Origin of the sequence: Streptomyces sp. NPDC048516, from assembly GCF_043199875.1 — a bacterium.
Taxonomy (GTDB): Bacteria; Actinomycetota; Actinomycetes; order Streptomycetales; family Streptomycetaceae; genus Streptomyces.
On record NZ_JBICWS010000018.1, the window covers coordinates 16,813 to 36,331 of the forward strand.

16 protein-coding genes are annotated in these 19,519 nt (G+C 69.4%); 9 read left to right on the forward strand and 7 right to left on the reverse strand.

Going from position 1 to position 19,519, the window contains the following annotated elements; translation table 11 throughout:
* Positions 1–979: 979 nt before the first annotated feature.
* Positions 980–1,324 carry a VOC family protein gene (locus tag ACGFR7_RS29320; protein WP_393325068.1) on the reverse strand — a complete coding sequence of 115 codons (345 nt, stop codon included), beginning with the start codon at positions 1,322–1,324 and terminating at the stop codon, positions 980–982.
* Between the two features lie 840 nt (positions 1,325–2,164).
* Between ACGFR7_RS29320 and ACGFR7_RS29325 the strand changes: the two genes are divergently transcribed.
* Positions 2,165–2,395, forward strand: a complete 231-nt coding sequence (locus ACGFR7_RS29325) for a DUF6296 family protein (RefSeq protein ID WP_088796009.1) — start codon at positions 2,165–2,167, stop codon at positions 2,393–2,395.
* A gap of 244 nt (positions 2,396–2,639) precedes the next feature.
* Here the strand turns inward: ACGFR7_RS29325 and ACGFR7_RS29330 are convergent, their stop codons facing one another.
* Positions 2,640–3,515: an alpha/beta fold hydrolase gene (locus ACGFR7_RS29330; RefSeq protein WP_393325070.1), complete on the reverse strand. Its 876-nt coding sequence runs from the start codon at positions 3,513–3,515 to the stop codon at positions 2,640–2,642.
* Positions 3,516–3,579: 64 nt separating this feature from the next.
* On the opposite strand from ACGFR7_RS29330, the gene ACGFR7_RS29335 reads away from it, so the two are divergent.
* Positions 3,580–4,116: a helix-turn-helix domain-containing protein gene (locus ACGFR7_RS29335; protein WP_393325072.1), complete on the forward strand. Its 537-nt coding sequence runs from the start codon at positions 3,580–3,582 to the stop codon at positions 4,114–4,116.
* A gap of 740 nt (positions 4,117–4,856) precedes the next feature.
* A complete protein-coding gene (locus tag ACGFR7_RS29340; RefSeq protein ID WP_393325074.1) occupies positions 4,857–5,708 on the forward strand; it encodes a GNAT family N-acetyltransferase in 852 nt (283 codons plus the stop codon).
* 50 nt (positions 5,709–5,758) lie between these two features.
* On the opposite strand, the gene ACGFR7_RS29345 is transcribed toward ACGFR7_RS29340, so the two are convergent.
* On the reverse strand, positions 5,759–6,457 hold the full coding sequence (locus ACGFR7_RS29345) for an aspartate/glutamate racemase family protein (RefSeq protein ID WP_393325076.1): 699 nt from the start codon (positions 6,455–6,457) through the stop codon (positions 5,759–5,761).
* A 666-nt stretch (positions 6,458–7,123) separates the two neighbouring features.
* Here ACGFR7_RS29345 and ACGFR7_RS29350 point away from each other — a divergent pair.
* Positions 7,124–7,885, forward strand: coding sequence for a chitinase (locus tag ACGFR7_RS29350; protein ID WP_393325078.1), 762 nt, complete (start codon positions 7,124–7,126; stop codon positions 7,883–7,885).
* A gap of 252 nt (positions 7,886–8,137) precedes the next feature.
* Here ACGFR7_RS29350 and ACGFR7_RS29355 read toward each other — a convergent pair whose 3' ends face one another.
* Positions 8,138–9,427 (reverse strand): ATP-binding protein, encoded by a 1,290-nt coding sequence (locus ACGFR7_RS29355; protein WP_393325079.1) that lies wholly within the window; start codon positions 9,425–9,427, stop codon positions 8,138–8,140.
* 459 nt (positions 9,428–9,886) lie between these two features.
* Here ACGFR7_RS29355 and ACGFR7_RS29360 point away from each other — a divergent pair, with 459 nt between their 5' ends.
* The 4 genes from ACGFR7_RS29360 to proP all read left to right on the forward strand — a co-directional run bounded on the left by ACGFR7_RS29360 (position 9,887) and on the right by proP (position 15,296).
* The gene (locus ACGFR7_RS29360) at positions 9,887–10,615 is read left to right on the forward strand and encodes a Mut7-C RNAse domain-containing protein (RefSeq protein ID WP_393325081.1); all 729 of its coding nucleotides are present in this window, start codon (positions 9,887–9,889) and stop codon (positions 10,613–10,615) included.
* Between the two features lie 946 nt (positions 10,616–11,561).
* Positions 11,562–12,419: a hypothetical protein gene (locus ACGFR7_RS29365; protein WP_393325083.1), complete on the forward strand. Its 858-nt coding sequence runs from the start codon at positions 11,562–11,564 to the stop codon at positions 12,417–12,419.
* A 127-nt stretch (positions 12,420–12,546) separates the two neighbouring features.
* The gene (locus ACGFR7_RS29370) at positions 12,547–13,245 is read left to right on the forward strand and encodes a class F sortase (protein WP_393325085.1); all 699 of its coding nucleotides are present in this window, start codon (positions 12,547–12,549) and stop codon (positions 13,243–13,245) included.
* 539 nt (positions 13,246–13,784) lie between these two features.
* Positions 13,785–15,296: a glycine betaine/L-proline transporter ProP gene (proP, locus tag ACGFR7_RS29375; protein ID WP_393325087.1), complete on the forward strand. Its 1,512-nt coding sequence runs from the start codon at positions 13,785–13,787 to the stop codon at positions 15,294–15,296.
* 154 nt (positions 15,297–15,450) lie between these two features.
* On the opposite strand, the gene ACGFR7_RS29380 is transcribed toward proP, so the two are convergent.
* Positions 15,451–16,110 (reverse strand): hypothetical protein, encoded by a 660-nt coding sequence (locus ACGFR7_RS29380; protein ID WP_393325089.1) that lies wholly within the window; start codon positions 16,108–16,110, stop codon positions 15,451–15,453.
* Between the two features lie 102 nt (positions 16,111–16,212).
* On the opposite strand from ACGFR7_RS29380, the gene hemC reads away from it, so the two are divergent.
* The gene (hemC, locus tag ACGFR7_RS29385; protein ID WP_393325090.1) at positions 16,213–17,148 is read left to right on the forward strand and encodes a hydroxymethylbilane synthase; all 936 of its coding nucleotides are present in this window, start codon (positions 16,213–16,215) and stop codon (positions 17,146–17,148) included.
* A gap of 119 nt (positions 17,149–17,267) precedes the next feature.
* Here hemC and ACGFR7_RS29390 read toward each other — a convergent pair whose 3' ends face one another.
* Positions 17,268–18,446 carry a hypothetical protein gene (locus ACGFR7_RS29390; protein ID WP_393325092.1) on the reverse strand — a complete coding sequence of 393 codons (1,179 nt, stop codon included), beginning with the start codon at positions 18,444–18,446 and terminating at the stop codon, positions 17,268–17,270.
* A 93-nt stretch (positions 18,447–18,539) separates the two neighbouring features.
* Positions 18,540–19,181, reverse strand: a complete 642-nt coding sequence (locus ACGFR7_RS29395; protein ID WP_393325094.1) for a dioxygenase — start codon at positions 19,179–19,181, stop codon at positions 18,540–18,542.
* Positions 19,182–19,519: the final 338 nt, after the last annotated feature.

A 19,519-nucleotide genomic window follows, 5' to 3' on the forward strand; every position in this document is an offset into this window, starting at 1 on the left:
CCTTGTCTGCACTCTGCTCTTTCGCCACAGCGTTGCTGCGGGATCGCGCCGGTGCTGCGTGGGCCTGGGTGTGGCTGTGCGCGTTGGTTCCGGCCATGGGCATTGGACATGGCGTGGGTGCCGCCGTCATGAGCGGGACAGGATCCAGGGTGGTGCCGACCGCTGCCGGTCTACTAACGCATGACTAACGCAGCCTTGGCATCCGTTCGTTCGCCGGAACCGCCCATCGGGCCGGCTCCTCCGGACAGCTGCTGTCCAGGGGCAAGTCAGGAGCCGGCGAGAGCGGAGTCAACGAGCCCCGGAGTCAACGAGCCCCGGATCTAGTGAGCAAGATGCAACGAGCCAGGCGGCAGAAGTCAGGGGCCAGGAACCAGGGTTCAGGGACCAGCGGCCAGAAATGAGGAAGCAGGAGCCGGGAAGGCCGGGCTCTGGCCGCCGAGTTGAGCGTGCACGGGGCTACGCCGCCTCGACGACCTCCGAGCGCACCGCCAGCGTCCAGATCTCCAGCAGCACCGCGTACTCCGCCATGTCCTGGGCCGACCACGCCATACCGCGACGGGCACGTACAAATCGCCGGATCGATTCGTTCGCCTCGGAAGCAGGAACGGGCGTACCCGTAGGGGCAGAAGGAGTTGGGGACATATGAGCAATGCTAGGGGCAGACACTGACAACGCAGACCCGCGCGCGGCGTCTCCGCGCCCGCAGCGGTCGCCCCGGTGGTGATCCCTACGCCACCTCAACTGTCTGACCAGCAAGGACAGTCGGCCCGTCCTTCGTCCCTCGCTGCCTGTGTGTGTCCCTTCCCACACGCTCCGCGGTCGCCCGGCGTTACGGAGGAATCCTCCCCGCCGCGCTACAAGCCGGCACCGTTCAACACGCAGGCCCAGCTGGCTCAGCAGGCCCGATAAGCCCAGCAGGCTCAACCACTTCAACCCGTTCAACCAGCTCAACAAACCCACTGGCAATGGCTCCGTCCTTCTAGTGAAGGAAGAGGCAGAACGGATGTCCCGCCGGATCCAAGAGCACCCGAACATCGTCCTGCGGCTGGAGTTCGGCCCGGGACGCGCCCGCTGCGACGGCATATGCCTCGGCCTCTACAAGGTCATCGACCCGGATGTCGAGATGCAGCATCTTCTGCTGTTCCCCGGGGTGTTCGGGCCATATGGGGGCCCGATACCCAGGCTCGGACTGGAACGCGAGCGCCATGGCTCCTTCCGGGCACCTGAGCAGCACCCAGTCCGGTTCGCTGGATTTCACTTCCCAGCCGAGGAGCTGCTGGTAGAACTCGGCAAGCGCATGGGCATCCGGGCAATCCAGAACCACCGTCGCAAGCGAAAACCACGGCCTTCCCGCCACAATCGCCCCTTTCGAGCCACCGGCACCCGGCAGCTATCCGTCTGCGGCCCGGCTCGGCCCTGTTCATGGCCTGCCCAGGCTGATGGATGATCGCACCGTGGCCGGACGGGCGCTACTCCGATCGGGTGACGTCTGAAGTCGGTCGTCGCGCCCGGCGCCGTGGCCGCATCCCGGGCGTCGCCGCACGCGCAGGCCATCGCGGTCGCATCGTTCGCTGGCGAGGTGATTTCCCCCCGCACTCCCCGTTGCATTCCGCCGGACCAGCCGTTGTCAGTGGTGCCCCCTACCGTGGCTCCCGTAACTATCCGAGCTGCTGGCGCTTCTCGGACCTGCCCCGCTCCTGTGACAGCGCACGGGAGCGGGGCTCACGCATCCGGTCGGCCGCGGCGCCGCGTGAGGTGCGACCTCGTGGGTACGGCCTTGACCCCAAGCCCGGACGGCAAGGCCAGGCCGATCTGCCGACCGCAAGGATCCGCGTGGATTCCATCCCACCTGCATGTATTCCACCCGCGTGGATTCCATCCCACCTGCATGTATTCCACCCGCGTGGATTCCACCCCACCTGCATGGATTCCACCCCGCGTGGATTCCGCCCTCCCTGGACTCCACCCCGCGTCGCATGTATGCCGCCCTCCCTGGACTCCACCCCGCATGGATGCCGTCCCGCACGCCGGCCTGGGTTCCGGTCATCTCTGTGTCCTCCTCAGGCGCGCCGGGCGGGTGTGGGTGACGATGGAAGGGCCGAGGTGCAACGGCGGTGGGGGAGCGACGCCCGGAGCACCTGCCGAGTCGTGTCGGGAGGCCCCGATGGATTACCCGGAATGCTATGAGCTGGTATTTCAAGCACCCGCGGTCGAGGATGACGTGGTGATTGTGCGTCGCACCGAGCGCGCAGGAGCGGGCGGCTATCCGGTCTACGAGGACGAGTCGGGGATCGTACGCGCGGAGATCAGTGACCGGGGTGAAGTCCGCATGCTGGCCAGCGGGGGGCATCAGATGCTGAAGACGCCACTGCTGGCACGACCCCTGACTCCATGAGATTCAGTAGTCCGTCCGCCGGACGTCCACGGGCAGATACCTGTGGCGGAGGGGGACGGGGCGAGGGCATGCTAGCGCTGTGTGCGTAGGCGATTGCGCTCCGCGCCATTCCGGGGAGAGGGCTCGACCCTTCCGGGCATGCGGCGCCATCGGGCGCGCCCGATAGCACCTGGCACGGATGAGAGGCGGGGCGGACGGCTCGTAGACGCCGCCCGGTGCTTTGTGTGGGCGGGCGGGAGAGCCGTCAGGCTGATGGGGCGCTGCTCCGGTCCGGTTCCCGGCCGAGGAGCTGTGTGACCCGGTCCGCGACGATCGCCGGCTGCTCGGCCTGGACGAAGTGCCCCGAGTCGACCTCTTCGAAGCGCCCGTCCGGCAGTGCCTCGGTCCAGCGTCGCTGGTGTTCGGCGATGACGGCGTGCTGCTTTTCCCGGCCCTTCACCGGGCGGGAAGCCGAGAGCAGGACCGTCGGACAGGCCGGTTCGCGGGGCGGCTGGGCACGGAACTGGGGGATGGCGGCGGCTGCGGCCTTGAACTCTTTCCTGGTCTGCGCGATGCCGGCCGGGACGAAGTCCTCGGCGAGCATGGTGGCGTAGGTCTCCGCGGGGAAGACGCGGCGGATGTTTCCGCTGACCATGCGCGCCAGCGGGCGGAACCGGACCAGCGTCTGTGTCACGCCCATGGCGCGGTCGATCCTTACGGCGGTCCGGTCGTACATGTCGTAGACGGGCGCACGCTCCGGTGTCGGGTCGAGCAGCAGCAGGCCCCGAAGTCGTGGTCCCAGGCTCTCTGCCGCGCGACGGGTGACCAGTCCGCCCATGCTGTGCCCCACGAGTACGAGCGTGGCGGGCTGCGGTATCACCGCGTCGACCAGTGCGACCAGGTCGGCGGCCATGTCGTCGACCGACAACTGTTGTGTGGTCCGGGCGCTGCGACCGAACCCGGCGCGGTCGTAGGCCAGCAGTCGAGCCCGGTCGGCCAGCAGCGGAACCACCGCATCCCAGCAGGTCCGGCCCAGGCCCCCACCGGCCTCGAAGACGACCCAGTCGGTGCCCCGGCCTGACACCTCCACATGAACCGACCGCCCGTTCACGGACACCGCTCGCCCCGTCGTCTGCCTCATATCCGCTCCCGTAGCTGAACGATTTCAATTTCGATAACGGTATCATTTGTGAAAGAGTAGTGGCGTGGATACCGTCGATCTGCTTCTCCATCCGGTTCGCCTGCGCGTGGTTCACGCCCTGTCCGGCGGGCGTGAGCTCACCACGAGTGAGCTGTGCGCCCGGATGCCCGAGGCGTCGAAGGTGACCGTCTACCGACATGTCGCCCTACTGACGGAGGCCGGCTTCCTCGAAGTGGCCGAGGAGCACCGTGTGCGCGGCGCGGTCGAGCGCCGGTACCGGCTGCGCAAGGACCGTCCCGCGATCGACGGCGAGGCCGCCGCGGCCATGTCCCTGGACGACCACCGCCGCGGGTTCGCGGCCGCCATGGCCGTCCTCATCGCCGAATTCAACGCCTACCTCGACCGTGACGGCGCGAACCCGGCCGACGACTCGGTCTCGTATCGCCAGGGCACCCTCTGGCTCAGCCCGGACGAACTCACCGAACTTCTCAGGAAGCTGGTCGAGACCCTGCAGCCTTCCCTCAGCAACGAGCCCACTCCGGGGCGCTCGCCCTACCTCCTCAGCCCCATCCTCTTCCCTGCCGAGCCGCCGGCGCCCTGACGGGGCACGATGCGCAGCCGGAAGCCGGAAGCCGGAAGCCGGAAGCCGGAAGCCGGAAGCCGGAAGCCGGAAGCCGGAAGCCGGAAGCCGGAAGCCGGGCCCCAGGCCCCAGGCCCCAGGCCCTCGTGCCGCCGTGATCGGCCGGTCAGTGTCCGGTGGTGGAGCAGTGGCGAAGACGGCAGTGGATGCAGCGGTGGATGCAGCAGGCTCAGAGGCCCCGCAGGTGGTTTCGTCTGGGAGGTGTCCGTCGGGGCTCGGGCACTGCCCGGGCCCCGCTGCCCCCGTTGCTCGCAGGGCCTTCGCTGCCCGTACCGGCCTCGCTGACCTCAGCGTTCTCGGCGGGATCGGGCTCGGCGTGGGATGCGGAGGGCGCCGCGGGGTAAGTCGTCTGGCCTTCGAGTACGGCCATGGCGCGTTCGAGCGTCTCACCGGTGATCTCCATCCGGATCCTGGCCAATCGTTCTAACTCGCTACGCGCCACCACGTCAGCGTACCTGCCGTGAGTTCAAACCTCCTCGCGACCCAATAATTTGTGCCGATAGGGGAGTTGGCGGCCCTTCCTTCCCAACTCCGACCCTCTTCAAGTACCCCATCGCCATCTCCATTCGGACGGCCCGGTGCGCGATTTCGTTGCCGGCGGTGCGGTTGTCCACCGTTCCGTGCCGGGCGGTCTGCATCCGTCCGGGACGGTCTGCGTCCGTGCGTAATGCGGTGGTAGCGGCTCGCCTGCTGCTGTTTGGATGCGCGGTGTGACTTCATTGGAGCTGGACGATCGTAATGAACTGCTGGAACACCTTGAGGATTACTACGACGCCGTCCCCCGTTCCGGAGCCCGGGCCGAGGACTTCGGGGCACTGACGCTGTTCGTCCGGGAGGGGCAGGGCTGGCCGTTCTATGCGCGCCCGGCGCCGGGGCGGCGGGGAGAGGTGACTGCTGCCGAGGTGAACCGGGTGCGCGTCCGGCAGCGGGAATTGGGTATTCCGGAGAGTTTCGAGTGGGTTGCCGAGACCGCGCCCGCGCTGCGGGCCGCGGTCGAGCAGTCGGGGCTTTCCGTGCACGCGCATCCCCTGATGGTGCTGGGCCCGGATGTCCCGACCCCTGAGGTGCCCAAGATGACCGGCGGCGTGGTGCTGCGGACCGTCGGGCCGGACGATCCGGTGCTGCCCAGTGCGCTGGCCGTCCCCCACCTGGCCTTCGCCGACCCCGGGACCGGAGTCGGGGTGGCCGGGGTGGCGGAGCTGGCCGAGGCTGTGCGGGCCGTCGCCGGGGACGGGTCGGTGGAAAGCTCGGCCGCACGGATCAGGGCCGGTCTGACGTCCGTGGCCGCCGCGGTGGAGGCCGGCAGGGCGTTGTGTGCCGGTCAGCATCAGCCGGTCGGGACGGTCAGCGAGATCGTCGGAGTGGGAACTCTGCCGGCCGCGCGCCGTCGTGGCCTTGGTCTCGCGGTCACCGCGACGCTGGTGGCCGACGCACGATCACGGGGTGTCGAGACCCTTTTCCTGTCCGCGGGCGACGACGCTGTCGCTCGGATCTACGCCCGCCTCGGCTTCCGCTCCGTGGCCACCGCAATGATCGCCCAACCCGCTGCGTAGCGGGGCGCTCGCGAGGATCCGTCATCCGTACTGCGCGACGGCGGTACGGATTACGGGGCGTCAGCGAGGGCGTGGGCGACGGCTGCTTCGGCATGCAGCCGGGTGGTCGGAAAGAGCGGAACCGAACTGTGCTCCGGCTCGATGAGCAGCTCGATCTCGGTGCAGCCCAGCACGATGCCCTCGGCCCCTGCGTCGATGAGACGGTTGATGACGGCCTGGAACGACTTCCGGGATTCCTCGCGGACGATGCCGAGGCACAGCTCCTCGTAGATCACGCGATGGACAATGCCTCTCCCGGCGGCGTCCGGGACGAACACGTCCAGCCCGTGGCTTTCGAGCCGGCCGCGGTAGAAGTCCTGCTCCATGGTGAAAGCGGTGCCCAGCAGTCCGACGCGGCGCAGGCCGCTGGTACGTACGGCGTCCGCGGTGGTGTCGGCGAGATGCAGCAGCGGGACGGTCACGGCAGCGGATACCTGGTCGGCCACCTTGTGCATGGTGTTGGTGCAGAGCAGCAGCATGTCCGCGCCGGCCGCCTCCAGCGCCCTGGCGGCCTCGGCCAGTATCTCTGCGGCCTGCTCCCAGTGCCCTTCGGTCTGCAGCCGTTCGATCTCCGCGAAGTCCACGGAGTAGAGCACGCACTTCGAGGAGTGCAGACCGCCCAGCCGCTCGCGCGTCAACTGGTTCAGCAGCCGGTAGTACTCCGCCGTGGACTCCCAGCTCATGCCGCCGAGCAACCCGATTGTCTTCATCGGGCCACTTTTGCACAGGACGTGCGATGTTGTGTCGCCACCTCCTGGTTCGACGTCATGTCGTCAGCCCGGCAAGGTTCGGCTCGGCCTGACACGGTCCGGTCCGGTCCGGTTCGGTCCGGCCCGGTTCGTTCGCGAGGGAGCTGGGAACGAACGGCGCGAACTGCGGGGGGAGTTGCTGTGCGGTAGTCGTCTGTGCTGAGCGCCGATGGATCGCTGCATTGGTATGGACATGCTCAACGTGCGCGCCATAACCTGACGTTGGTCTAGACCGCAGCTGCGGTGGTCACGGCCGCAGTTCCAGGTGCAGTGCACGTCGCAGCGGAAGAAGCAGTTGAAGTCGCAATGGAAGTTCAGATGAAGTTCCAGATGAAGTTCCAGGTGAAGTTCAAGGTGATGCGGCGCCTGTAAGTGAAGGTGTAGCCGTCGTCTTGTCGCACTTGTCCGTGAGCTTGTCGTTGGATCGATCCGTGCCCCGGTGCCCGCACTTCGAGGGCGGTTGTTGTGGCGCTTCCGGCAATGCGGCAGCACGGCGATACGGCGATACGTCAATGCGGCGACACGGCAACTGACGTCATTCGTAAGGCACGTCGTTCATGAGGTCATTCCCCCCACATGCCGTGGCCCCTCCGGTCCGGAGTCCGGCCGCGCGAAGGAGTCACCGTAATGAGATCACGTACTGCCGCGCTGCTGAGCGCCGCCGCTCTCGCTGCGAGCCTGGCCGTCGTCGTTCCGGCGGCGCCTGCGACAGCCGCAGTGGGCTGTTCCGGCTGTGCCGCGGTCCCGGACGGTGCTGACGCCCGGGACGAGGGGTTCGTCGTCAGCGAGGCGCAGTTCAACCAGATGTTCCCGAACCGGAATGCGTTTTACACCTACAGCGGCCTGACCGCGGCTCTGAGCGCCTATCCGGAGTTCGCGAATACCGGGAGCGACACCGTGAAGCGACAGGAGGCCGCGGCATTCCTCGCGAATGTGAGTCACGAGACCGGTGGCCTCGTGTACGTGGTGGAGCAGAACACCGGGAACTACCCCCACTACTGCGATGCCGGCCAGCCGTACGGCTGCCCGGCAGGTCAGGCCGCTTACTACGGCCGAGGTCCGATACAGCTCAGCTGGAATTTCAACTACAAGGCGGCGGGCGATGCGCTCGGCATCGACCTGCTGCACAACCCCTATCTGGTGGAGCAGGACGCCGCCGTCGCCTGGAAGACCGCGCTCTGGTACTGGAACACACAGACCGGACCGGGCACCATGACCCCGCACCAGGCCATGGTCAGCGGGGCCGGGTTCGGTGAGACCATCCGCAGCATCAATGGCTCTCTTGAGTGCAATGGCGGAAACCCCGGCCAGGTGCAGAGCCGGATCAACAGCTACCAGAGCTTTGTGCAGGTCCTGGGCACCACGCCCGGTGACAACTTGAGCTGCTGACGAGGACTGCGGCGGTGAGCTCAGCGGCCGGCACGCCTACGGTCGCCACGCCAACGGTCGGCATGCCAACGGTCGGGACCTCAGCGCGCGGCACGCCAGCGGCCGGGGCCTCAACGGTCGGCATGCCCGTGGCCGGGGCGCGACGCAGCGGGCCGTTGCCTCGTACGGCCGTCGCTTCGTATGGCCATGGCCACATATGGCCGTCGCCTCCTACGGCCATGTCCTCGTACCGGCGTCGCTTCGTCCGCGCCGTCAGCAGCGAGCGTGCGCGGTGATGTCAGCGCTGAATTCGTCGATCATTCCGGGGGTGACGGTCGGCCGGCACTGGGCGATTGCGGCGAGATAGTCCTCGGTGCTCGCCCCGAGGCGGCCGTGCGCGCCCGCGCCCACGCCGATCGCCTCCAGGTCCCGCTCGAAAGACGCCTGGGCGGCCACCCGGGCGGCGTGCTCGATATCGGCCGGGGTGAACAGCTCGCTGGCCGCCACCAGCGCCGCGATATCCACGTCGGCCCGGCCGTCCGCGTACCGGGACCAGATCGCCGACCGGGCCGCCGGGTCCGGCGTGCCGATCGGGATGAGGTAGTCGAACCGGCCGGGGCGCAGGAATGCCGGGTCGAGCGAGCGGATGGAGTTGGTCGCACACACCAGCAACCGTTCGTCCCGCTCCCGGAAGCCGGGTATGAGCTTGAGCAGCTCATTGGTCACGCCGTGCAGCCCGCCCGGCTGAGCGGCCGCGCCGCGGACCGGCGCTATCTCCTCGACCTCGTCGATGAAGACGAGGACCCGCTCCAGCTCCGCGATCCGGGCGAACGCGCTGCGCAGAGCCGCGGCCAGATTGCCCTCGTCGGCCAGACGGGACGGAAGCAGCTCGACGAACGGCCAGCCGAGCCGGGCCGCGATACCCCGGGCGAAGGTGGTCTTGCCGGTTCCCGGCGGACCGAACAGGGCGATCGCCCGCGGTGGCCGGACACCGTGCCGGGCGGCTCGCTCCGGCTCCGCCAGCGGCAGCACGACACGCCGCTCGATGAGGTCCTTCTCCGCTTCCATGCCGGCCACCTTGACCCACAGATCGGTGGGCAGGAACCGTCCGCCGAGGTCCTCGAGGAGACTGGCCGCGGGGCCGTGATGCGGCTCGACCTTCTCGAAGTAGGCCACGGCGGGCTGCCGTGTATAGCCCGCATTGAGCAGCCCTTCCCCGAGCAGGTCTTCTTCTGGAAGGACATAGGCGATACGGCTCACCCTGGCCGCGATCAGCCGCCGCTCCAGCTCCACCAGTAGCGCACTCGCCAGCCCCCGGCCACGCCACGCGGAAGAGATCGCGATCCGCATCACCCAGCCCCGCTCACCCGCCACACACGCGAGCGCCGTGCCGATGGGCGCACCCTGGTGGACAGCCACCACGGCGGGCTGTCGCGAGGTCAGCGCACCGATGCACTCGGCGAGCGAGAAGACGGACTCCTGACCGAGTTCGGCGGTGGAGTCGATCAGGTGGACCGCTGCGGCGAGATCGTTCTCGCGGTAGTCGTGGATGAGCCAGTTCACCGGTACCGCCCCTCATTGGCCATGCTGGTGTGCTTCTCGTGCTTCTCGCGTTTCGTGTGCTTCATGTGCTTCGTGTGCTTCGTGATCTTGGTGATGCGGGTGATGTGGTGGGAGTGAGGCTAGGGGCGGCGGGGGAGCGGGGCCCGCTCCACCGTGGACAATCCGGGGCGCGGATCGCTACGGGCCGTATGTAGCCGTATGTAGCCAAGCCCGCCCACGGTCGCGGTCGCGGTCGCGGCGGACGGTCGAAGCACGGCGCGCGGTCGTGGCGCGCGGTGCGTGGTGGGTGCGTGGTGCGTGCGTGGTGCGTGCGTGGTGTGCGGTCGCATGCGGCCTAGCTGCCCGGCCGGTGGCTCGATACCGCGGCGCGGCGGGGCGGACCTCGGGCGCGGTTGTCCCTCCTGTGACCGGCGGGAATCCGCTGGCTGGCCAGGCCCGTCCGATGGCATGCTGTCCGGCGTGAACGGACCCGAGATCCATCTGAGCTTCGCCCCTGAGCTGCACCTTTTCGTCGCATCGGTGCACACCACCACTGCCCCCGCGCCCGTGGTGACCGATGGCTCATCGACGCTCGGTCATGTCGTCGAGTCGCTCGGTGTCCCGCTCACCGAGGTCGGCCGCCTCGTCGTGGACGAGGTCGAGGTTGCCGTCTCCCATGTGCCGGAGGCGGGCGAGAACATCGAGGTGTACGCCGTCGAACGCCCGCAGCGGATCGCCGGCGCGCCCCTGAGGTTCCTGCTCGATGTGCACCTCGGCACCCTGGCGCGCCGTCTGCGGCTGCTCGGTGTCGACGCGGCGTACACGAACGAGGACCCCGGTGACGCGGCGCTGGCCGCGCTCTCGGCGAAGGAGCGACGGGTACTGCTCTCCCGGGACCGGGGATTGCTGCGACGCCGGGAGATCTGGGCGGGCGCGTTTGTCTACAGCGACCGGCCCGATGACCAACTCCGGGACGTCCTGGGCCGCTTCGCCCCCACGCTCGCTCCGTGGACACGCTGCACCGCCTGCAACGGCCGGCTGGCGGACGCCGACAAGAACTCGGTCCGGGAGCACCTTGAGCACGGCACTCAGCGTACGTATGACGTCTTTGCGCAATGCACTGCGTGTGGGCGTGTCTACTGGCGCGGGGCACACCACGCGCGGCTGGAGGCGATCGTGGAAAAGGCGCTCCGGGACAGCACGGCCTGAGGTCAGACCTGCGGTCATGGCCTGAGGTCATGGCCTGAGGCGAGGGGCGGGGCGGTGCCCTCGCTCTTTCATGGGAGGCAGGAGACCGCCTGCCGACTCGGCCTGCCGGCCGTACGAAATCCTCAATTCGGGTGAGCCCCTTTGAAGCGCCCCTTGGGTGACGGTTCGCGTGGACGACGAAGGCTGCTCAGGTTCGCGGTCCTTGGTGAGATGGCGGGCATGGCGGGCATGGCGGGAATGGCGGGGAGGGAGTGGCGGAGGTGTGTAGACGGTGCGCCAGGCTCCGTCGGCGGCACTTTGTGTGACAACTGCCCCTACTGGCAAGGGGTTCAAGGAGCTGGCGGAAGCGATGACGTTTCCGGAACGCACCGGGAATGAGCGGTGACCGCCGCTTCCGGACCGGCCTCCATTGCACCTTCGGGCGGCAAAACGGGCTGGTCCTGCAGGGGAGTTGCGTTTCTCGCCCGTCCTTCGCGCGGTACGGAGTGACGCATAGGCGACTGCGCGAGTGACTGCACAGACGACTGCACATGCGACTGTGCGAGTGACCGCACAAGCGACCGCATGAGCGACCGCAAGCGGCTGCCTGAGCGTCACCACGGGGCTCACCGTGGGCATCTCCGCAGGCGTCACCCCGGGCATCGGGGCGTCGGTGTGTCGCGGAGGAGCCCGCTCGCCGCGCTCGTCCGGGGCTGATTGGCGGCGCCGTGGAGGGCCGCAAAAGTGCCTCTAGCCCACTCGTTACGCGACACGCCGACGAGGCGCGCCATCCAACGGGTGAATCCGCTGCCTTCGGCCACCCGAAGAGCCCATGGCGTCCCTCGAATGCGACATTCTCCGGTGGTGCGCGGCCGCGATCCGGCTGACGGTGATCACGTCGCCACTGCGATCCGATGAGCCGACAAAGAGTCAGCCTTCGCAGTCGCGCCGAAAGGAAAATGTCCCCATGCGCACTGCTCGCACCCTGTTCGCCTCAGCCGCCGTTACGGCGGTGCTCGCAATCTCCGCCCCCGCTGCGAACGCCATGATCACGGCGGACATTGCCTCGGACAGTACCTCTTCCGTCAGCAAGAACGACCACGACAGGAACGGCGACCGCGACCACGGCCGCGGCGGCGACCGTGACCACGGCCGTGGCGGCTACGGCGACCGCGACCACGGCCGCGGTGGCTGGGGCCGTGACAACTGCCGCGACAACGGTCGCGGTGGCTACGGCGACCGCGACCACGGCCGCGGTGGCGAGGGCCGCGACAACGGCCGCGACAACGGCCGCGACAACGGCCGCGACAATGGCCGTGACAACGGTCGTGGCGGCTACGGCGACCGTGACCACGGTCGTGGTGGCTGGGGCCATGACAACTGCCGCGACGACCGGAGGCCGAGCGGTGGCGTGCACACCGGCGGTGGGGCCATGGCGGCCAAGACCGTGCTGGGCGACTGGGACCAGAGCAGCGGCTATGGCGACGACCACGACAAGGGCGGGCGCGGCGACCGCGACCGCGACCACGGCCGCGGCGGCGACCGCGACCGCGACCACGGCCGCGGCGGCTACGGCGACCGTGACCACGACAAGGGTGGCTACGGCGGCCGCGACAAGGGTGGCTACGGCGACCGTGACCACGACGGTGGTGGCTACGGCGGCGGTGGCGAGCACCGCAAGCCCCACGGTGGCATCCACACCGGCGGTGGCGGCCTGGCGACCGGTGGCGGTATGGCCGCCGGCTCCGTGCTGATGCTCGGTGGTCTCGGTGCTGGTGCGTACATGCTGCGTCGTCGCAACTCTTCGGGTGCTGCGGCGGCCTGATCCGGCTGCCCCATACGGGGGCCGCTGTGCTCGCGGCCACCGTTCCTCGTGAACGGTGGCCGCGGCGATTGCATCACCGGCGGCCCTCATGTCGCGCCGCCGCTCCGTTCATGAAAGGCATCTGCACATGACCGCCCAGCAGTCGCCCCAGCCGAATTCGAACCCCTCCCGGACCTCCACCGCGTCCCGCCCCGTCGGCCGCGGCCTGCTGTGGTCCGCGGGAGCGTTTCTGCTGGGCTCCCTCCTCGTCTACAACTCCGTGGACACCTCGGCAGACCCCAAGCCGCAGTCCCAGCCGGCCGTGGCGACCTCCGCCACCCCGAGTCCTTCCACCGCCGCTGCGGTTCCTGATCTGTCCCTGTCCCGTTCCGCCCCGAAGCGGGTGACGATCCCGCAGATCGGCGTGGACGCGCCCTTCACCCAGCTGACCATCGGCCCGACCGGACAGCTCAACGCCCCGCCCGCGATGAACAAGAACATCGTCGGCTGGTACAAGGACGGCGCCTCGCCGGGCGAGCGCGGCTCGGCGATCATCGCCGGTCACGTGGACACCAAGATCGGACCGGCGGTGTTCCTGCAACTTGAATCGCTCAAGCCCGGCAACTCGATCAACATCACCCGTGAGGACGGCATCATCGCGACCTTCAGGGTCGACAGCGTCGAGACCTTCAGCAAGGCGAAGTTCCCCAGCGACCGGGTCTACGCCGATGCCCCCACCGCGCAACTCCGGGTGATCACCTGCGGTGGTGCCTACGACCGGAAGGTCAAGGACTACGTCGACAATATTGTGGTGTTCGCCCACCTCGCCTCGTACCGACACGTCTGACCCTTCCGGATCCGGGCCGCCCAGGAGACCTCTCCCAGGAGGGTTCTCAGAGGAAGGCTCTCCCCTCTCCCGGAGAGGCCCCAGGCGCCCCGGAACGAGCACCGGAACGAGCCCAGGCCTGGCCCTCTGGTCGGCCTGGGCTCTGTCATGGCCCGGGGCGCCCCGGGCCATGACATTTCCGGTTCGTGTCGCCGGTCCGGTCCGGTCCGGTCAGGTCAGGTCCAGGCATTAAGGACAGCCCATTGCTGTGGGGGCGGCGTTCGCGGGGGGCGGGTCTCCACCGTCGGGTCCATGAACCCGACAGCCTGCGAGCTCGTGCGACACGCGGCGCCCGGCCTTCTCCCGATGCGGATCGGCCGGGGAATAATGAGCCGTCGAAGAAACCATGGGTGAGCCGGCCCACGCTGTGCCGATGGGCAGTCATGAGGAAACCCCTTCCGCCCTGTTGACGGGATGACATGAGCGCTGGACGCCAAAGACCGTCGAAACCGGGAAGGGGCCGGAAGCCCGCCCGTGGGGGGACTCCCGCCACCGACCGCATGCTCCGCATTCTGCTACGCCGCCGCAAACAGCCGCTGAGTGCCGAGGATGTGACGATCACCGACAGGCCTGCCGTACGCAAGGCGGTGTCGGCAGCGGCGCTGGGCAACACCATGGAGTGGTTCGACTTCGGGGTCTACGCCTATCTGGCCGGCACCTTGGGCAAGGTGTTCTTCCCCTCGAGTTCCCCCGGGGCCCAGGTCGTGTCGACCTTCGCCACCTTCGCCGCGGCATTTCTCGTGCGGCCGCTCGGTGGTTTGGTATTCGGCCCGCTCGGCGACCGTATCGGCCGGAAACGCGTGCTCGCCGCCACCATGATCATGATGGCGGTCAGTACCTTCGCCGTCGGATTTCTGCCCACCTACAGCACCATCGGCTTCGCCTCGCCGATTCTGCTGCTGATCTGCCGTCTGGTCCAGGGGTTCTCCACCGGCGGGGAATACGCGGGAGCCACCACCTACATCGCCGAATACGCACCGGACACCCGCCGCGGATTCCTCGGCAGCTGGCTCGACTTCGGCACCTTCGTCGGATACGCGCTCGGCTCCGGACTGGTGACCCTGCTCACGGCCGTGCTCGGCGACGACGGCTTGGTGGACTGGGGCTGGCGCCTGCCGTTCCTCGTTGCCGGACCGCTGGGGCTCATCGGCCTGTACATGCGGCTGAGGCTGGAGGAGACACCGGCCTTCCGGCGTGAGGCCGAGCAGGCACACCATGATGCGGAGGCGGCCGTGGCCGCGGGCGGCGAGGACCCGGTGGAGGAGGCCCGCCAGTCCGGCAAGGGACGGCTGAAGGAGATCTTCACCCGGTACTGGGAGGCCGTGCTGATCTGCATGGGCCTGGTGCTGCTCTACAACGTCACCAACTACATGGTGACCTCGTACCTGCCGACGTTCATGACCGAGACCCTCGGTCAGAAAGCCCTCACCGCCCAGCTGCTCGTCCTCGGCACCATGATCGTCGTGGTACTCACCATCACCACCGTGGGCCGCACCTCCGACCGCTGGGGCCGCCGTCCCGTCTTCATGGCGGGCAGCGCCGCCATGATCGTCCTTGCCGTGCCCGCGGTGCTGCTCATCCGCGCCGGCGGCATCCTGCTGCCGGCCTTCGGATGCCTGATCCTGGGCCTCCTGCTGGTGTGCTTCGCCGGTACGTCAGCGTCGACGCTGCCCGCGCTGTTCCCGACCCGGCTGCGCTACGGCGCGCTGTCGATCGCCTTCAACATCTCGGTCTCGCTCTTCGGCGGCACCACACCGCTCATCGCCTCCGCGCTGGTCCAGGCGACCGGCAACGACATGGTCCCCGCCTACTACCTCATGGTCGCCGGTGTCATCGGCCTCATCGCCACCTTCTTCCTCCATGAAACGGCCGGCAAGCCGCTGCGTGGCTCCGGCCCGATGGTGGAGAACGAGGAGCAGGCTCAGGAGCTGGTGGCCAAGAGCCGTACCGAAGCGGGACGGCGGGCCAGGGACCTCTGGCTCCGTCTGCGGCACCCCTGGGCGCGGCACTGAACGGGACGACGGGCCGAAGGCTCAGCGGCGTGACGGCGCCCGTCGTTCATCCGGCCGGCGCAATCGCCCGGGCGCCGCACCCTCCCGCCCGGCGGGCCGTGACCTGCCTGGGCGTCGCACCCTCCGTCCGGGTGCCGTACCCTCCGCCCGGGAGTCATCCCCGAACGCTTCCGTACCAGCGCCATGCGGTGCGGCGAGGGTGCCCCGGCAGTTCGGCGCGCCCGGTGGCCCACAGCAGGGTGCGCCAGGGATCGGCGGCCTCCGGGACGTCAGGAAACAGCCGGGCGAGCACCCGTGCGCATACGTCGGCGGGCGGGTTCCAGGCGAGCTGGAGCCCTTGTGCCAGGTCGTGGGTGTGCACCAGCGTCTCCACGGTGCCCATCGCGGCGAAGCCCTCGGGGTCCGACACCCCGAACACATGGTGGGCACGCACCCGCGGCGGCGTCGTACGCACCATGGCCACCAGCAGGGCGCCGCTCGCCTCCAGCACCTGCAGCAGCCCGACAGGACCCGCCGCACGGTCGGCGTGCACGGCGTTCGAGGGACCGCCCGGCCGCCGGCTCTCCCACACGAACGGCACCGGACCCTCCAACGGCGGCCTCCGGGGGCCCAGTTGGACGGCGTAGGCGAACAGATCGTCGCTGAGATGCTCGACGGTCTCCCAGCAGTCCCACTCCAGCGAGCCCGCCTTGCCGTCCCACGCGGCCGGGGGCGCCTCGCGCAGCACGGCCACCGCGAGCTGGACGGCGCGGTCGAGGTCGTCCGCGGCAACGGCGGAGGACGGCAGGGTGTCGGCTTCGGTCGATCGGGTCATGCGGGGACCGTATCGCGCGGCCGCGGGCACGGGCACGGAAGCGCGGGCGGGCCGGGCCCGTTGGTGGCGGTCCCCGCGCATCCGACGGACTATCGTGGGCGCATGTCCGCCCCTGAACTGATCCGCATCGTCTCCCGCGACTCGCCGATGGCCCTGGCACAGGTGGAGCGCGTCCGCGCCGAACTCGCCGCCCTCCATCCCGGCATCGCCACCGAGGTCATCCCGGTCAAGACGACCGGCGACCGCTGGATGGGCGCCCTGTCCCAGGTCGAGGGCAAGGGGGCGTTCACCAAGGAGGTCGACGCCGCCCTCCTGGCCGGTGAGGCGGACCTCGCGGTGCACTGCGTCAAGGACATCCCGGGGGACCGCCCGCTGCCGGCCGGCACCACCTTCGCCGCCTTCCTCGAACGCGATGACGTCCGTGACGCACTGATCCACCCCGGCGGGCTCACCCTCGACGCACTCCCCGAAGGCGCCCGGATCGGTACCTCCTCGGTCCGCCGGATCGCCCAGCTCGCCGCCTCCCACCCGCACCTGCAGTGTGTGCCGATGCGCGGCAACGCCAACCGCCGCATGGAGAAGCTGGCGGCCGGTGAGGCGGACGCACTGCTGCTGGCCGTCTCCGGTCTCGAGCGCATCGGCCGTACGGACGTGATCACCCAGATCCTGTCGGTGGACGAGATGTGCCCGCCCATCGGCGCGGGCGTGCTGGCGCTGCAGTGCCGCGAGGACGATTCCGACACCATCGATGCCGTCAGCGGCCTGGGCCACCCCCGGACCTTCCAGGAGACCACCGCCGAACGCATGCTGCTGCACGTACTGCAGGGCCACTGCAACAGCCCGATCGCCGGCTACGCCACGACCGACCGGCGCGGCGAACTGTCGCTGCGGGCCTGCGTGTTCACCCCGGACGGCAAGACGGTCCTCAATGCGCACGAATGGGCCGGTCCGCTCACCCCCGAGACGCTCGGCACGTCCGTGGCCGTTGCCCTGCTGCGCCAGGGCGCCCGTGAGCTGATCGACGGCATTGCGCACTGAAATCCGGGTCTCCGGGGCGAGTGACCGTCGGCCGACGGCCGCTGTGCGCCACCCATTGCCGGAGGGGTGGACGGACGGCAGGCGTCCTGTCCACCCCCACGGTGGCCATGGCCGTCGGCTCAGCCCGTCAGCCGGGTGATCGCCGGCACGAGGTCTCCTTGTCCGGCGATCCCGGCCGCCCAGAGGTCGGCGCTCTTGGGCACCGTGGCGAAGCTGCGTACGACGATGCCCGGAGCGGAAGCAGTCTCCCAGCGACCGGCTCCTCCGTTCCAGCGCAGAGCCACGGGCGCGGCGCCCTTGCCTCCGACGGCCCACAGGGCGCCGTTCCCCGCCTTCCCGACGGCACGCAGCCGGCCGTCCGCCACGTTCGGCGTCTTTGCCTCCGCCCAGGCGGTGCCGTTCCAGTGCACGGCAAGAGGGCGTTCGGTACTGCCGGAAGTGCTGCCGCCCACGGCCCAGATGTCATCGGCGGCGAACGCGGTGATTCCGCCGAGCCAGTTGTGGGAGTCCTGAGGGCCCGGGGCGGTGACGCGCTTCCAACTGCTGCCGTTCCAGTGCAGCAGCAGCGCCGTCTGCCGTGACGTGGCATCGGTGGCGTACGCGGCGCCGGCCGCCCAGATGTCGTCCGGAGCGACGGCCGTTACGCTGGTGAGCTCGCCCTTGCCGACATCGGGCAGGGTCTGCCGGTGCCAGCTCTTGCCGTCCCACGACTGGACGGCCGGGACTCCGTCCTTGACCGACCGGTCCATCGCCCGGCCCACCGTCCAGGCTTTCCCGTCGGACGTCGTCGTCACGGCGTCGGGGACGACCCGGCCGCCCGGATCGCGGTCCAGTTGGTGTGTGGTCCACTCGGTGCCGTCCCAGTGCACCGAAGCGCTGCCCACGGTCCAGATGTCGGTGGCCGACCGGACGGTGAGGGCCTGCGGAAAGCTGTTCTCCGGCAGTGTGGACTCCTGGGTCCAGGACGTGCCGTCCCAGCGCAGCGCGACGGCTTCGAGGGCTGTGGCACTCTTCAGCCGATAGCCCACTGCCCAGGCCTGTTTGTCACTCAGCGCCGCTATGGCGGTCAGATCGCCCTTCTTCACGGGCACCGGTGTCGCCTTCCACCGGTCCGCGCGGGAGGCGGAAGAGAGGGCGGGCGGGGCGGGAGCGGCGGCTGCCGCGGAGGCTGCGGATGCCGCGGGTTCACCGTCCAGGCCGGTCAGGGCCAGCGCCCCGGTGAGCGCGGTGGCGGCAAACACTGCCGACAGCGCTACCCGGCCGGGACGCCGCTTGGGCAGGGAGGTACTTGATGGCATGCGGACTTCCTTGTCTGGTGGGGGAACAGGCCTGAGTACGGGGCGGTTGGCCGGTGGGCGTGCGCCCACCTGCCCGCCTGGGGGAGGAACCCCTCAGACCTTGGTGGTGATCACGAAGTCGAAGGTGCCGGTGTAGCGGTCGTCCGCCGGGCCGCTGAGACCGATGGTGCAGGCGCGGTTGAGCAGCCGGTCGGCGGCGTTGAGGGCGGCGAAGTCCCTCCCGTACGCCTGCGTGTCATCGGGGAAGTACAGCTGGGTGATGAGGACGGGGCCGCCGGACGCCTGCACCTGGGTGTGGATGTGCGGTGCCCGCTGGCCCCAACGGCCCCAGTAATCGCGGGGGATGATCGTCCGGAGCAGGTAGGCACCTCGGCTGTCCGTGTACTGGTGCCCGCGGAGCGAGAATCCGGAGGTGTCGTAGTCGCCGTTCTGGTCGCACTGCCAGAACTCGATGAGCGTTTCGGGCAGCGGCTTGCAGGCGGTGTCGTACACGACTCCGCTGAGGTCGAGCCGTACCCCGCGGATGCCCGGAGTGATCAGATCGCCCCGTGCGGGAGAGTTGGGCTTGAACAACGGGCCCTCGATGGACGCCGGAGTTTCGTGGCCCGAGCAGGCCGGGGTAACGGCGAGCGGAGCCGCTGCCCGCCGTGCCGTCGCCGGCCGGCGCGGCTCCGCGGCATCGGCCGCGGGACCGGCCGAAGCCGCCACACCCACTCCGAGGGCCACGGAGGTCACGCCTGCGGAGGTGGACCTGATGAAGGACCTCCTGGAACTTCCCTGCTCGCCGCCTTCCCGCGTCGGGGGCACCGGGCCGGTTGCAGCCCCCTGGCTCATATCGTCGGCGTACCGCATCGCATCTCCTTGCCGGAAGGAACTCATTGACGGGGCACCCGAGGGGACGGACGTCTTGGGCGGCCGTGCGGTCGTGCAGTCGTGCGGCCGTGCAGCCGTGCAGCCGGGCGGCCGTACGACCAGCTGGCCGGACGGCGGGTGCAGTGGTGGTGACCTGACGAACGGCTGACCGTGGCGGTCATCGGTGGTGTTCTTGCGACGGCCATCCCTGTGACGCTCGT